A 14539-nucleotide genomic window follows, 5' to 3' on the forward strand; every position below is an offset into this window, starting at 1 on the left:
CCGCCGGGAGGCTTCGTGGCACGGCTTGTGGTGGACCCTGCGTTCGTCGTCGGGGCGCTCGACCGGCGGTTGTTCGGCTCGTTCGTCGAGCACATGGGACGCTGCGTCTACACCGGCATCTACGAACCCGGGCACGCGACGGCCGATCCGGACGGCTTCCGTCAGGACGTACTGGAGCTGGTCCGCGAGCTCGGGGTCACCACGATCCGCTACCCCGGCGGCAACTTCGTCTCCAACTACGACTGGGAGGACGGCGTCGGGCCGAAGGAGCAGCGGCCGCGCCGCCTGGACCTGGCCTGGCGGGCGATCGAGCCGAACCAGTTCGGCACCGACGAGTTCGTCGCCTGGTCGCGCAAGGCGGAGGTCGAGCCGATCTGGGCGGTGAACCTCGGCACCCGCGGCATCAAGGAAGCCGTCGAGCTGCTCGAGTACTGCAACCTCCCGGCCGGCATGGAGCTGCCCGACCGCCGGGTGGCCAACGGGACCGCGGAGCCGCACGACATCAGGGTGTGGTGCCTTGGCAACGAAATGGACGGCCCTTGGCAGATCGGCCACAAAACGGCTGAGGAGTACGCCCGGCTGGCCGAGGAGACAGCGAACGCTATGCGCCGGGTCGACCCCGGTCTCGAGCTGGTCGCCTGCGGTTCGAGCAACGCCGGGATGGCGACCTTCGGCGAGTGGGAGCGGGTCGTCCTCGAGCGCACCTACGACCTGGTCGACCACATCAGCCTGCACGCGTACTACGAACCGAAGAACGGCGACCAGGCGAGCTTCCTGGCCGCGTCCGAGGAGATGGACCGGTTCATCAGCTCCGTCGTCGCGACCGCCGACCACGTGAAGGCGCTCAAGCGCAGCGACAAGGAGATGAGCTTGTCGTTCGACGAGTGGAACGTCTGGTACCAGCAGCACTTCCCCGGTGAGCTCGGTCTCGACATCCGCGAGGTCGGCCCACTGATCGAGGACACCTACACCGTCGACGACGCGGTGGTGGTCGGCAGCCTGCTGATCACCCTGCTCCGGCACGCCGACCGGGTCAAGATCGCTTGCCTCGCGCAACTGGTCAACGTGATCGGCCCGATCCGGACCGAACCGGACGGCCGGGCCTGGCGGCAGACCATCTTCCATCCGTTCGCCCTGACCGCGAAGTACGCCGGACCGACCGTCCTGCGGACCGCGGTGACCGGCGGTCCGGACGTGGACACCGCCGCGTTCGGCCGCATCCCCGCGCTGTGGAGCACAGCGACGTACGACGAAAGCACCGGCGAACTGTCCGTGTTCGTCGTGAATCGGAGCGAGACGGACAAGGTCGATCTCGAGGTTCCGTTGGCGCCTGGGTACCGGGTGGTCGAACACCTGGCTCTCCACGACGACGACCGGGCCGCGGTGAACACCGTCGACAACCCGGACCGGGTGGTGCCCCGGCCCGTCGACGACACCGGAATCGTCAACGGCAGCTGCACCGCCACGTTGCCCCCGGCCTCGTGGCACCTGATTCGCCTCTCCCCTGGAGGAACACCATGAACACCATCAGCCGACGCCTTGTTCTGGGCGGTATCGGTGCGGCCGGTGCGGCCGGCATCCTGGCCGGTTGCGGCGAAGGCTCGGCCGGTAAGCCCGGCGCCGCGCCCGCGACCGGCGACGGCGGCGCGAAGGGGTACGACGGCCCGAACGTCGAACTCGACTTCTGGAACGGCTTCACCGGCGGTGACGGCCCGTACATGCGGAAACTGGTCGACCAGTTCAACTCCGAGAACGCCAACATCAAGGTCAAGATGACCGTGATGCAGTGGGCCGACTACTACACCAAGCTGCCCACCGCGGTCGGCAGCGGGCGTGGTCCCGCGGTCGCGATCATGCACGTCGACTCGCTCGCCACGAACGCCGCCCGGAACGTGATCGAGCCGCTCGACGACGTCGCCAAAGCGCTCGAGCTCAAGCAGGAGGACTTCTCCGAGGTGGTGTGGAAGGCCGGGGAGTTCAACGGCAAGCGCTACGGCATTCCGCTGGACGTGCACCCCTTGGGCTTCTTCTACAACAAGACCGTGATGAGCCAGGCCGGCCTCGACCCGGCCAAGCCGCCGACCAACGCCGACGAGTACGCCGCGGCCCTCGACGCGCTGAAGGGCAAGGGGATCCAGGGTCACTGGGCCACCCCGTTCCCGTTCACCGGCGTGCTCACCGTGCAGGCGCTGCTCTGGCAGTTCGGCGGCGACCTGTTCAACGACGACTCCTCGAAGGCGACCTGGCACGAGGAGGGCGGCGTGAAGGCGCTGACCTGGTTCTCCGACCTGGTGAAGAACGGGCACAGCCCGAAGAACGTCGCCCAGGACGCGGACAACATCGCGGTGATGAACGGCAAGAACGCCTTCGTCTGGAACGGCATCTGGAACATCAACACGTTCAAGGAGAAGAAGGGCCTGGAGTGGGGCGTCGCTCCGCTGCCGAACATCGGCGGGACCAAGGCCGCCTGGGCCGGCTCCCACCAGTTCGTCCTGCCGAAGCTGAAGACGGCGGACCAGAACAAGTCGACCGCCGCCCGGGTGTTCGTCAACTACATCAGCCAGAAGTCGCTGGAGTGGGCCAAAGGCGGTCAGGTCCCGGCCCGCAAGCAGGTTCGCGAGTCGGCCGAATTCAAGGCACTGCCGGAGCAGGCGGCGCTGGCCACCCAGATCGACGACCTGCACTTCCCGCCGTCGGTGCCCGGCATCGGTGACGCGCTGAACGAGCTGAACAAGGCCGTCAACGAGGCGGTGCTGCTGAAGACCGAGCCGGCCAAGGCGCTCGGCGACGCGGCGGCGCGAGCTGACAAGATCCTGGAGGCGAACCGCAAGAAGTACGGCGCGTAGCGATGGCCGTGCAGGCAAACGCGGGTGCGATCCGCAGGCGTCGCACCCGCGCCTCGACCGCGGTCCGGGGGCACGGCCGCGCGACGCCGTACCTGTTCCTCGCGCCCTATCTCCTGCTGTTCCTGCTGTTCGTGGTCGGGCCGGCCCTGTTCGGGTTCTGGATGAGTCTGCACGACTGGGACTTCCAGCTTCCGCGCAAGCCGTTCGTCGGCCTGCAGAACTACAAGGACCTGTTCGACCCGCTGTCGGCCACGGCCGAGCCGTTCTGGCACAGCATGCGGGCGACCGGGATCTTCACGGTCGCCTCGGTGCCGTTCCTGGTGGCGGTCCCGCTCGGCCTGGCCGTGCTGCTGAACCGGAAGTTCCCCGGCCGGACCTTCTTCCGGGCCGTGTACTTCGCGCCCTTCGTCCTCGGCGTCGCGGTCATCGGCCTGATGTTCCGCTACATCCTGGACACCAACTTCGGCATCCTGAACGCGTTCCTCGAACTGTTCGGCCTGCCCGAGATCGGCTGGACGAACGACCAGCCATGGGCGTGGATATCGCTCGTCGCCGTTACCGTGTGGTGGACAGCCGGCTTCAACTCGATCATCTATCTGGCCGGGTTGCAGGACATCCCGGCCGAGCAGTACGAGGCGGCCGAGCTGGACGGCGCCAGTACCTGGCAGCAGTTCCGCAACGTGACACTGCCCGGACTGCGGCCGGTCACCGTCTTCATCGTCACGATCACCCTGCTGGCCAGCGCGAACATGTTCGGCCAGTCCTTGCTGATCACTCAGGGCGGTCCCGGTGACTCGACCACCACCGCGCTGATGGTGATCACCGACACCGGCTTCGGCCAGTTCCGGATGGGTCAGGCGACCGCGATGAGCTACCTGCTGACCGCCGCGCTCGCGATCGTCTCGCTGGTCGTCCTCGCCTTGATCAGGGAGCGCAAATCATGAGACGCCGACCGTCGGCCGCGTTCTGGATCCTGGTCATCCTGCTGACCCTGCTGGTGATCCTTCCGCTGCTGTGGATGGTGATCACCTCCTTCAAGACCATCGGGGAGTCGCAAACCGATCCGCCGACGCTGGTCCCGCAGGATCCGACCGCCCGGGCGTACGGCGAGGTCCTCACCACCGGCGGGCAGAACCCCGTGCTGCGGTGGGCGATGAACAGCTTCGCCGCGGCCGCTCTGCACGCGCTGCTGGTGGTCGCGGTCGCCTCGATGGCCGGCTACGCGCTGGCCCGGATGAACTTCCGGTTCAAGAACGCGATCTTCAGCGTGATCCTGCTGACGCTGTTCGTGCCGGGGTTCGTTTTCCTGATGCCCAACTACCTGCTGATGGATCAGTTCGCGTGGCTGGACACGCTGTGGGCGCTGATCGTGCCCGGTGCCGCCGGGGCCTTCGGCGTCTTCTTCATGCGGCAGTTCTTCCTGGCGATCCCGAAGGAGCTCGAGGAGACCGCGCTGATCGACGGCGCGAACGCCTGGACCATCTTCACCCGGATCATCCTGCCGAACGCCAAACCGGCCCTGGCCACCCTCACCGTGCTGTCGTTCCTGACGAACTGGAACGACTTCATCTGGCCGCTGTTCGTGCTGTTCAGCCCCGAGCGGCTCACCCTGCCCGCCGGTCTGTCCCTGCTGCAGGGGGCCTATACGACCGACTATCCGGTGATCATGGCCGGCGCGACGGTCGCCGCCGTACCGGTGCTGATCCTCTACGTCTTCGTCCAGCGGTACGTGATCGAAGGTGTCGCGCGCAGCGGCATCAAAGGTTGACATCTGTTCTGAGAGGGGACCCGCCTGTGCCTTCCAAGAGACGACTACTGGCCGCAGCGCTTGCTGTGGCCGCAGTGGCTGCCGGTACGTCGGCAGCCACCGCCGCACCACCTGGCACGACCACCAACGCCATCTCGTCGAGCTTCGCCGACACGTTCGCCGATCCGTCGATCATCCAGGGCCGGGACGGCTACTGGTATGCGTACGCCACCTCCGACCCGCTGGTCGCGAACGGCCCGTTCGGCCTGATGCACATGGCCCGGACCAAGGACTTCAGCTCCTGGGAGTACCTCGGCACCGTCTTCAACGACCAGACCAAGCCCGCCTGGGCGGCGCCCGGCTCCTTCTTCTGGGCGCCCGACATCCGCTACTTCGACGGCAAGTACGTCATGTACTTCACCGTCACCGACACCGCGGCCAACCCCGGTGGCGATCCTGCGATCGGCGTGGCCACCGCCCCGACCCCGGCGGGACCGTGGACCGCCACCGACGGCCCGGTCGTCACCCCCAAGCCGGACGGGAACGGCGGCTACTTCGGCACCATCGACCCGGCCCTGCTCACCGCCGCCGACGGCAAGCGGTACCTGTACTACGGCGGCTTCTACGGCGGCATCTCCGTCACCGAAGTGACCGAGGACGGCCTGCACGCGGTCGGAGAGCCCACCCAGGTGACGATCGGCGACCGCTACGAAGGTGCGTACGCCGTCTACCGCGACGGCTGGTACTACCTGATGGGCTCGTCGATGAACTGCTGCGCCGGCCCGACCACCGGCTACTCGGTCTTCGCCGGCCGCTCGAAGTCGCCGCGCGGGCCGTTCCTCGACGCCGACGGCGCTTCGCTGAACGAGTCGCGCGTCGGCGGTACGACGGTCATCACGCAGAACGGCAACAAGTGGATCGGGCCCGGCCACCACGCGTTCATGACCGACGCGGCTGGGCAGGACCACATCGTCTACCACGCGATCGCCCGCGGTACGCCGTGGCTGACCGACCCGTTCGGGATCAACCGGCGCCCGATGCTGATCGACCGGATCGACTGGATCGACGGCTGGCCGCGGACCCGGGCCGGCCTCGGCCCATCCGAGGGTCCGGTACCGGCACCGACGACCGGATCGGGGATGGGCATCTCCTCGACCGATCCGGCCGGCGGACTGCTTGGTGCGTCGCGGCAGCCTGGTGATGCGCTTGGTGGTCCGAGTGCTTCGATCTCCGGTGCGGCGCGGACGCGACAGTCGGCTCCTGGTGGGTCGCTGCGGGTCGAGGCCGACGTACGGCTGGGGAAGAACTTCACCACGGTGCTTGGCGGTGGCGCGGTCGTCGCGTCGGTGTCGGGCTCGAAGGTGACTGTCGTGGCTGGTCGTCGTACCGCATCTGCTACCTTGCCGGCCGACTTCGATCGGTCTGCGTGGAACAAGCTCATCGTCCAGGTGTCCGGCTCGACGGTGACAGCGCGGCTCAACGACGCCGGTCTGGGTGACGTGTACGCCGAGGCGCAGCTCGTCGTACCCGGATTGGTGGTCAAGTCGGCGCCGGTGGCGTGGCTCGGGTCGGCCGAGGTGGACAACCTGACGGTGCGGCCGGTCGCTGCTCCGGTACGACGGTTGGCCGACGTACCGCAGACGGGGAACTTGCTGGCGGGCGACGACTTTGATGGTGACCTGGGCCCGGCGTGGTCGTGGGTGCGGCCGGACGACAAGGCGGTTGTTGCTGACGGCAAGTTGTCGTGGCCGCTGGAGAACGCTGATCTGGTCGGTGGCGGGAACACTGCCGGATTGCTCTTCCACACCACGCCTTCGACGGACAGTTGGATCGCGGAGACCAAGCTGAACCTCGACCTCGGTGAGGGCGACATCCGCAACTACCAGCAGGCCGGGATGATCGCGTACCTGAACGACAGCGACTTCGCGCGGCTCGGGAACGTCGCGATCTGGCGGACCCGGCAGACCGAGTTCGGGCGTGAACTGGTGGTACGGCCGTCGGACGGTGCGACCAACTACGGTGCGGCCGCGATCGGGCGATCGGCGCCGACGTTGTGGATGCGGCTCGCGTACAGCAAGAACGCCGCGGGTGAGCACGTCTACCGCGCCGCGACCTCGGTCGATGGGAAGAACTGGACCTGGGGCGCGTCGTGGGTGCTGCCCGCTCCGGCGAAGCTCGGGTTGTATGCGCATGGTGAGTTCACCGGTACTGCGGTTCCGCCGGTAGCCACGTTCGAGTACCTGCGGTTCTACGAGAGCAAGTGAGATGAGACGTCGGCTGGGGTTGTTGCTGCTGCTGTTCGCATTGGGTGGCTGCAGCGACCCCAGCCGTGCGTCGGAGTCGGAGTCGGAGGAGACGACGATGGGCTTTACCAATCCGGTCTACGACACCAACTTCGCCGATCCACAGGTGATTGCCGTGGACAACGGTTACGTCGCGTTCGCGACGAACGGTCCGCTCGGCAACGTGCAGACGCTGAAGTCGGGCGACCTGGTGTCGTGGGAACAGGTCGGTGACGCGTTGCCGTCGCTGCCCACGTGGACGACACCGGGCAAGGTGTGGGCGCCGGAGGTCGCCGTACATGCTGCTGATCGGTACGTCATGTACTACACGACGTCCGATGACGCGTCCGGGCGTCAGTGCATCGGTGTCGCGGTGGCGTCTGCGGCCACGGGTCCATATGTCGACAAATCGTCCAAGCCCTTGGTCTGTCAGGAAGCCGAGGGTGGTTCGATCGACGCGTCGCCGTTCCAGGACTCGTCCGGGAAGCGCTGGCTCTACTGGAAGAACGACGGTAACGCGATCGGCGTCGACACCTGGATCTACGTCTCCGAACTCTCCCCCGACGGCCTCACGCTGGTCGGTCCCACCCACCGAATGATCAAGCAGGATCTCGAGTGGGAAGGCAACCTGGTCGAGGCGCCGTACATGGTGGAACGCAACGGCAAGTTCCATCTCTTCTACTCCGCCAACGCCTACGACAAGGAAACGTACGCCGTCGGCCACGCCCTCTGCACCACCCCCACCGGCCCCTGCGCCAAGTCCGGTGACCCCATCCTCACCAGCACAGATGATGCCGCCGGCCCAGGCCACAACATGGTCCTGCTCAAGGACAACCGCTACTGGTTCATCTACCACGCCTGGGACCCCGCCGCCGTAGGACTAGACCCACCCGGCCGCACCATGTGGCTCTCCGAACTCACCTGGTCCGCCGACACCCCCGCCGTACAACCACCCCAAAAAGACAACCCCAACCACCCCTAGACCCCCAGGTCGACGCGCGCGCAATCGCCCGGCGATCCACCCGCCGAAGCTTTGAAGATAACGGTTCTCGCATACTCGTTGCCTGCCCATACACCAGTGGATATGATTTTGAAGTCATATGTCCTGGGTGTCATAGTTGATCGGTGCAGATCGACTGGCCGGCTGACTTCAGTGCTTGGCTCGATGACCTCGAGGCGCGAGTCGAGAAGGGAGAGGCGCATGCGAAGCAGTCCTCATCCTGGTTACGGCGGCGCTCAAACACCTGCAGGAGCTCAAAGAACCACCCACGCGTGACACCGAGACCGCGACGCTCCGGTGGATCCGCCAGTCGAAGCGCCATCAGCTCTGGCGGGTCTCACATCCGTATCGACCTGGCGTGGCCGTGCGGCTCATCTGCTGGTTTCCGCCGGAGTCCGACACCGTGGTCGTCGCACTGTTCGCGGGCGACAAGGCGCGGATCGGCGACGTGTTCTACAACTCCGTCGGCGCTCGCGCTGACGGTCTCATCGACCAGTGGAAACGAGAAGCGTTGAGAGGACGGTCATGAGCAGGAAGAAGTCCGAGCGAACGACCTTCGTTCGCGGCAACGCGCGACTCGACCAGTTGCTGGCCCGCCCCGACATCGCGGCCGGGGTCGCCGAGGTCGAAGCCGAGGCTCGGGAGATGGACCGGGTCTATGCCGAGAACCTCGCCATGATCCGTCGTGCCGGGGACCTGACTCAGGTAGAAGTCGCAGAAAGACTTGGTGTCGGCCAAGCGGTTGTCTCCCGGCTCGAGCGTCGGAGCGACATGCTGCTGTCGACCCTCGCGGACTATCTGCATGCGACGGGAGCGGAACATCCCCGCATCGTGGCAATCCTCAACGGCATGGAGGTCGAACTCGACCTCGACCAGTTCCGCGAGCCTCGCTCGGCCTAGAACCACCCGGTCCTGATCTTTCCTTCGCCGTGCTTGGGGTGTGGCATGGGCTCGACGGCGAGTGACGTAACTTTTCGGGTCCGGTGCGCATCGAGCTCTTTGGAAGTCTCAGACCTCACACCGGGAACGACCATGAGACGAAGCATCAGCATTGCTGCGGCGGCCGTGCTGGCTGCTGCGGGGTTCGGCGGGCCCGCGCACGCGGCTGTGGAGGGATCGGCCGCGACCTGTCGGGTGTACGCCGGATCCGTCACGGCCGACGGTGCGCACACCGGTGGGCCGACCCCGAACACGCCCGGCGGGACCACCCCCGGCGTCTTCGCACCGGGCACGGTGCGGATCAGCACCACCTTCACCACCAACCCGAACGTCGTGGGCGCCGACATCGCGGGCTGGGTGCTGCAGGGCGACTCGCTGTACCAGCGGAAGTACTCGATCACCACCGAGGGCTCGATCGACCCGGGCTGGCCGAACGACCTGCAGCGGATCGGCGGGGGCTGGACGAACTTCACCGCCCTGGAGGTCTCGCAGTACGAGGCAGCCGGATCGCCCGCGCGCACGACGGCGTACGGCCTGCGGAACGACGGCATGCTGTTCAGGTGGAACGTCCGCCAGGGAACGTGGAGTCGCACCGGCTCCACCCCCGGGTTCGCCTCGGTCAAGTCGATGGCGCTGATCAGTAAGACCCGCACATACGACACGTTCCTGGCCAGCACGCGCGGTGGTGCGCTCTACACCATCCACGTCCCGACCACCTCGCCGATGAAGCCGGTGGTCAAGGTGGTGCGCAGCAGGACCTGGCAGGGCTTCGAGAAGCTGATCGCCAGCAAGTGCGGCCAGTACGGCACGTGGCTCCTCGGCATCGACAAGGACACGAAGGCGGGCTACCTGTACGCCGTCGGGCACGCGAACGGACTGTCCACGGTGATCCAAGGCCTCGGCAAGGTCCAGGGCACGTACCCCGACCCGGTCTACTTCCGTTGGGCCGGCGTCGCCTCCGTCGACCCCCTCAACGGCGAGTGACGGTCGAGGACCTCGGTCAGTAGGCCGAGTGCTGTGTGCAGGTCCTCGGTCGATGGGGTCGCGTAGCCGATGACGAGGCCGGGTGGGCCGGGGGTTGAGCGGCGGTACTCCGACAGCGGGGCGATCACCACTCCGGCCGCCAGCGCGTCCGCGGTCACCTGCCGGTCGTCGACGTACTCCGGCAGCAGCAGGGTGATGTGCAGGCCGGCGTCTTGGCCGATGACTTGGCCGTACGGCGCCAGCACCGAGCAAGTGTGGATGCGGCGGTCGGCGTACAGGCGCCGACCGCGGCGGACGGCCTGGTCGAGGTAGCCGTCGCGGAGCATCGCGAGCAGGGCCGCCTGCATCGGCCAGCCCGGCCAATCGCCCGACTCGGCGCGGAAGGTGGCGAGCCGGTCGATCATCGTGTCGGAGGCGACCAGCCAGCCGAGCCGGAGGGACGGGCTGAGTGTCTTCGACAACGTGCCGAGATGGACGACCCGATCCAGGTCCAGTTGTGCGAGGGCGGGCAGCGGCGCGACGTCGTACCGGAACTCGCTGTCGTAGTCGTCCTCGATCAGCATCGCCCCGGTCCGGCGCGCCCACCGGATCAGTTCGTTGCGCCGGGCAACGGGTAGCCGGCCGCCGAGCGGGTACTGGTGCGACGGCGTGACGTACGCCGCCGGGACATCATCGGTGAGGGCCCCGACCCGCAGGCCGTCCTCGTCCACAGGTACGTCGACGATCTCGAGCCAATGGTCCCGAGCGGCGACGACCGCGTTCAGGTAGCCGGGATCCTCGATCGCGATCCGCTCGCCCGGCTGCATGGCGACCGCGAGCAGAAGGCGGAGACCGTGGACGGTGCCGTTGGTGATGAGCAGGTTCTCCGGTCCGCACGCGATCCCGCGGACCCGGCCGACGTGCTCGGCGAGTGCCTCCCGGAGCACGGGCAGTCCGGCCGCGTCGTCGTACCCACGCGGCGGTGACTGGGCCGACACCTCACGCCAGGCCCGCCGCCAACCGGGGTCGGGCGTCGGGCCGATGTACGGGATGCCGGGCCGCAGCGTGAGGAGGTCGGCCGTCGGATCCGGCCTGGGTGCAGGACTACGCCGTACGGCGGGCTGCAGCGGTACGACGTCCGTCACGAAGGTCCCGGCGCCGGGGCGACCCTCGATCCAGCCTTCGGCATGGAGTTGGTCGTACGCCGCCTGCGCAACAGACCGCGAGACGGAGAGATCCTTCGCCAGGTCCCGCGTGGACGGCAGCCGGTGGCCGGCCTGGAGACGCCCGTCCCGGATCGCGGCCCGGAACTGCTCGGCCAACTGCAGGTGCAGCGGCAGCCCGGCGGCGCGATCGAGGATCAGCGGCAGCGAACTCTCCACGAATGGACTACCTGATTCGATCGGGAATGGACCGTGCCAGCATGCCACTGAATCCCCCAACCTTGGTCATATGACAGTGCTTTTGGCCGGGCCTTCGGCGCCGGCGGGGTCATGGGGCATCGGCTCCCGGCCTTCCCTCGTCACTCCAGTCGCTTCGCTCCCTCCGCTCCTCAGTCCAGGCCGGGAGGCCCCATGACTACACCGCTCCAGCCGACCGACCGGACGTCCCTGCGCCGTTCGAAGGAGCGTGCCGCCACCGATCGCCAGGCGCTGTACGACGTACTCCTCGACGGCATGTTCTGCCACCTGGGTGTCGTCGTCGACGGCGCACCGCTCGTGCTGCCCACGGCGTACGGCGTGGACCTCAATCGAGGGACTGACGGCACCCTGTACCTGCACGGCTCGGTCGCCGCCCGCAGTGTGGTCGCGGCACCGGAGCAGACCATCTGTGTGACCATCACCCACACGGACGGACTGGTCCTGGCTCGCTCGGCCTTCCACCACTCGGTGAACTACCGCTCCGCGGTGATCTTCGGCGTACCCCGCCTGGTGACTGACCCGGACGAGGAGCTCCACGGGCTCAACCGCATCGTCGACCACCTGGTCCCCGGCCGCTCCACCGCGGTCCGCCCACCCAACCGCAAGGAGCTCGCCAAGACGTCGGTGCTCGCGCTTTCGCTGACCGAAGCCTCCGTCAAGACCCGCGCCGGCGAGGCCAACGACGAGCCCGAGGACGTCGATCTGCCCTACTGGACAGGCGTCCTGCCGCTCCGCGTCGTCGCCGACGAGCCCGTCACCAACTCCGACTGCGACCTCCTCGTGCCCGCCCACGTGCGGACACGAGCGAACCTCCTTGGCGCCCCGAGCCAAGGAGGTTCGATCTTCGGAACATAAGTTGCACAGAGCGGCACCGATCTTCCGGAAAGCGCGCTGGGTCAGGCGGCCGTGCCCTTGTTGTAGGTCTTCTGGGCCCAGAAGTAGCCGACCAGGGCGATGGCCACGCACCAGGCGATGGCGAGCCAGCCGGTGCCGCTGTCCATCGGCGCCCCCAGCAGCAGGTGGCGCAGGGTGTCGATGATCGCGGTGAACGGCTGGTACTCGGCGAACCAGCGGATGCCGCTCGGCATCGACTCCAGCGGGATGAAGGTGTTGCTCAGGAAGGGCAGCAGCAAGCTGATCGGCAGGACGATGTTGCTCGCCCCTTCCGCGGTCTTGCTGGTCAGGCCCAGCGCGATCGCGAACCAGGTCAGTGCGACGGTCAGCGCGATCAGCAACCCGCTCGCCAGCAGCCAGTCGCCGAGCGACGCGTTCGGCCGGAACCCGATCAGGATGGCGAAGCCGACCACCAGGACCAGGCTGACGACCGTCAGGATCGTGTTGCCCAGCACGTGCCCGGTCAGCACGGCCGGCCGGAAGATCGCCATCGTCCGGAACCTGGCGACGATGCCCTCGGTCATGTCCATGGCGGCGCCGACCGCGGGGGACATCGTCCCGGACGCGATGGACATCAGCAGGATGCCCGGGGTGAGGAAGTCGATGTACTCGAAGCCGTTGCCCCCGCCGAGACCGGCCGAGAAGGTCTTGCCGAAGACCACGCCGAACAGCAGCATCATGATGACCGGCATCCCGATGGCGCCGAGCGACAGTCCGGGGTAGCGCAGGGCGTGCCGCAGGTTGCGGCGCAACATCGTGGCGGTGTCGGCCATCGGGTAGCTCACGGTGCTCATTTGTTCGTCACTTTCTCTTCTGCGTTCTCGTGGGTGGTGGGCTGGCCGGTGACGGCGAAGAACACGTCGTCCAGGTCGGGGGTGTGGACGGTCAACTCGTCCACTTCGAGGGAGGCGTCGTCGATCCGGGACAGCAGCGCTCGCAGCGTGTGCACGCTGCCGTCGCTCGGCACCTGGAGGACCAGGGCGTCCTCGTCCCGGGACGCGGACGGCAGGACCTGGCCGGCCAATGCGAACTCCTCCGGCGCGGTGAACCGAAGCCGGATGTGCCCGCCTGGCACCCTCCGTTTCAGCTGCTCCGGGGTGCCTTGGGCAACCAATCGGCCCTGATCCAGTACGGCGATCTGATCGGCGAGCTGGTCCGCCTCCTCCAGGTACTGCGTGGTGAGGAGGACGGTGACACCGCCGGCCACCAGTTCGCGGATGAGCTGCCACATGCTGTGCCGGCTCCGCGGGTCCAGACCAGTGGTCGGCTCGTCCAGGAAGATGATCCGCGGGCTGCCGACCAACGTCATGGCCAGGTCGAGCCGGCGCTTCATCCCGCCGGAGTACGTCATGGCCATCTTCTTGCCGGCCTCGACCAGGTCGAACTGCTCCAGCAGCTCGGCTGCCCGGCGGCGTCCTTCGCTCCGGCCGAGGTGGTAGAGGTCGGCCATCATGATTAGGTTCTCCTGGCCGGTGAGCAGGCCGTCGACCGCGGAGAACTGGCCGGTGACGCCGATCGCGGCGCGCACCGCCTCCGGGTCCTGGTTCAGGTCGTGGCCGGCCACCCGGATCTCGCCGGCGTCGGCGGTGATCAGGGTGGACAGGATCTGCACCGCGGTGGTCTTGCCGGCGCCGTTCGGGCCGAGCAGCGCAAAGATGGTGCCTTCGGCAACGTTCAGGTCGATGCCGTCGAGTACGAGCTTGTCGCCGTACGACTTGTGCAGACCGCGCACGTCAATTGCTGATGACATGGGTTCCTCGCTTGTTTTCGGGCAGGGTGAACCTGGCCCAGGTGGCCTAATGGGTTGGGGAGGAGAGATTCAGGGCGTGCTGATCCAGCCGAGCCGCCGGCGCGGTCGGTGGATCAGGGCTGTGCTGTTAGCGGTGGTGGTGGATCAGATGTCGAGGTCCTCCACCGCGGGCTGTTTGTCGGCTTCCTCGACCAGTCCGTAGAGGTCCTCCGGGATCAGGTCACGCATTTCCTCGACCGAGTCCACGACCTGCAGGGTCGCCTCGCCCTGCGCCATGCTCCAGGACTGGTCGGTGCTCCAGTTGCCGATCCAGCTGCGCCAGCCGCTGAGGTACTCCTCCTCGCTGGCACCCTGGACGTACTGGTTACGGCGGTCCGCGTGCAGGACGAACTTTCCGCTGCGGCTGCGGTAGATCTTGAACGCTTCGTACCCGTGCTTACTGGAGCGGCCGCCTTCGGCGAGCAGTACGCCGGAGAACCGCTGCTTGCGGCCGGTCCCCCGGCCAACCCGCACGGTGATCTCGTCGTACCCCTCGAGTCGGCCTTCCTCCAGCTCGACGTACTTGCGCAGCGCGATGGAGATCGCCGAGGACAGGTTCCCGGCGAGCTCCTGCGCCTTCTTGTACAGCGGCAGGTCGTCGTCCGACACGTAGATCGTCTTGTTGGGCATCGTCTTGTCTCCTCCTACGTAGAACTAT

14 protein-coding genes are annotated in these 14539 nt (G+C 67.3%); 10 read left to right on the forward strand and 4 right to left on the reverse strand.

Annotated elements, in window-relative coordinates; translation table 11 throughout:
* Window positions 1-15: 15 nt before the first annotated feature.
* From arfA to EV652_RS24740, 9 genes are all read left to right on the forward strand, one after another.
* Window positions 16-1521 (forward strand): arabinosylfuranosidase ArfA, encoded by a 1506-nt coding sequence (gene arfA, locus EV652_RS24700; RefSeq protein ID WP_132211578.1) that lies wholly within the window; start codon window positions 16-18, stop codon window positions 1519-1521.
* Complete coding sequence (locus tag EV652_RS24705; protein WP_132211579.1) at window positions 1518-2846, forward strand: ABC transporter substrate-binding protein; 1329 nt, start codon at window positions 1518-1520, stop codon at window positions 2844-2846. Before arfA ends, EV652_RS24705 begins: the two co-directional genes overlap by 4 nt.
* Before the next feature lie 2 nt (window positions 2847-2848).
* Window positions 2849-3790 carry a carbohydrate ABC transporter permease gene (locus EV652_RS24710; protein ID WP_132211580.1) on the forward strand — a complete coding sequence of 314 codons (942 nt, stop codon included), beginning with the start codon at window positions 2849-2851 and terminating at the stop codon, window positions 3788-3790.
* Window positions 3787-4614 (forward strand): carbohydrate ABC transporter permease, encoded by an 828-nt coding sequence (locus EV652_RS24715; RefSeq protein WP_132211581.1) that lies wholly within the window; start codon window positions 3787-3789, stop codon window positions 4612-4614. The genes EV652_RS24710 and EV652_RS24715 overlap by 4 nt, the downstream gene beginning before the upstream one ends.
* A 26-nt stretch (window positions 4615-4640) precedes the next feature.
* The gene (locus EV652_RS24720; protein ID WP_242001972.1) at window positions 4641-6857 is read left to right on the forward strand and encodes a family 43 glycosylhydrolase; all 2217 of its coding nucleotides are present in this window, start codon (window positions 4641-4643) and stop codon (window positions 6855-6857) included.
* Between the two features lies 1 nt (window position 6858).
* Window positions 6859-7857, forward strand: a complete 999-nt coding sequence (locus EV652_RS24725) for a glycoside hydrolase family 43 protein (RefSeq protein ID WP_132211582.1) — start codon at window positions 6859-6861, stop codon at window positions 7855-7857.
* A 376-nt stretch (window positions 7858-8233) separates the two neighbouring features.
* The gene (locus tag EV652_RS44700) at window positions 8234-8404 is read left to right on the forward strand and encodes a hypothetical protein (protein WP_199238379.1); all 171 of its coding nucleotides are present in this window, start codon (window positions 8234-8236) and stop codon (window positions 8402-8404) included.
* A complete protein-coding gene (locus EV652_RS24735; protein ID WP_242001973.1) occupies window positions 8401-8775 on the forward strand; it encodes a helix-turn-helix domain-containing protein in 375 nt (124 codons plus the stop codon). Before EV652_RS44700 ends, EV652_RS24735 begins: the two co-directional genes overlap by 4 nt.
* A gap of 132 nt (window positions 8776-8907) precedes the next feature.
* On the forward strand, window positions 8908-9798 hold the full coding sequence (locus EV652_RS24740) for a hypothetical protein (RefSeq protein WP_199238380.1): 891 nt from the start codon (window positions 8908-8910) through the stop codon (window positions 9796-9798).
* Here EV652_RS24740 and pdxR read toward each other — a convergent pair.
* Window positions 9747-11159, reverse strand: coding sequence for a MocR-like pyridoxine biosynthesis transcription factor PdxR (pdxR, locus tag EV652_RS24745; protein ID WP_132211583.1), 1413 nt, complete (start codon window positions 11157-11159; stop codon window positions 9747-9749). The two genes, EV652_RS24740 and pdxR, sit on opposite strands and share 52 nt — an antisense overlap.
* A 192-nt stretch (window positions 11160-11351) precedes the next feature.
* Here pdxR and EV652_RS24750 point away from each other — a divergent pair, with 192 nt between their 5' ends.
* Window positions 11352-12053, forward strand: a complete 702-nt coding sequence (locus tag EV652_RS24750) for a pyridoxamine 5'-phosphate oxidase family protein (RefSeq protein ID WP_132211584.1) — start codon at window positions 11352-11354, stop codon at window positions 12051-12053.
* Window positions 12054-12094: 41 nt separating this feature from the next.
* Here the strand turns inward: EV652_RS24750 and EV652_RS24755 are convergent, their stop codons facing one another.
* The 3 genes from EV652_RS24755 to EV652_RS24765 form a co-directional block, all read right to left on the reverse strand.
* Window positions 12095-12886 (reverse strand): ABC transporter permease, encoded by a 792-nt coding sequence (locus EV652_RS24755; RefSeq protein ID WP_132211585.1) that lies wholly within the window; start codon window positions 12884-12886, stop codon window positions 12095-12097.
* The gene (locus EV652_RS24760; protein WP_132211586.1) at window positions 12883-13842 is read right to left on the reverse strand and encodes an ATP-binding cassette domain-containing protein; all 960 of its coding nucleotides are present in this window, start codon (window positions 13840-13842) and stop codon (window positions 12883-12885) included. The genes EV652_RS24755 and EV652_RS24760 overlap by 4 nt, the downstream gene beginning before the upstream one ends.
* A gap of 144 nt (window positions 13843-13986) precedes the next feature.
* A complete protein-coding gene (locus EV652_RS24765; RefSeq protein ID WP_132211587.1) occupies window positions 13987-14511 on the reverse strand; it encodes an EXLDI protein in 525 nt (174 codons plus the stop codon).
* Window positions 14512-14539 lie beyond the last annotated feature (28 nt).

This window comes from Kribbella steppae, from assembly GCF_004342025.1.
In the GTDB taxonomy this organism is placed as follows: Bacteria; Actinomycetota; Actinomycetes; order Propionibacteriales; family Kribbellaceae; genus Kribbella; species Kribbella steppae.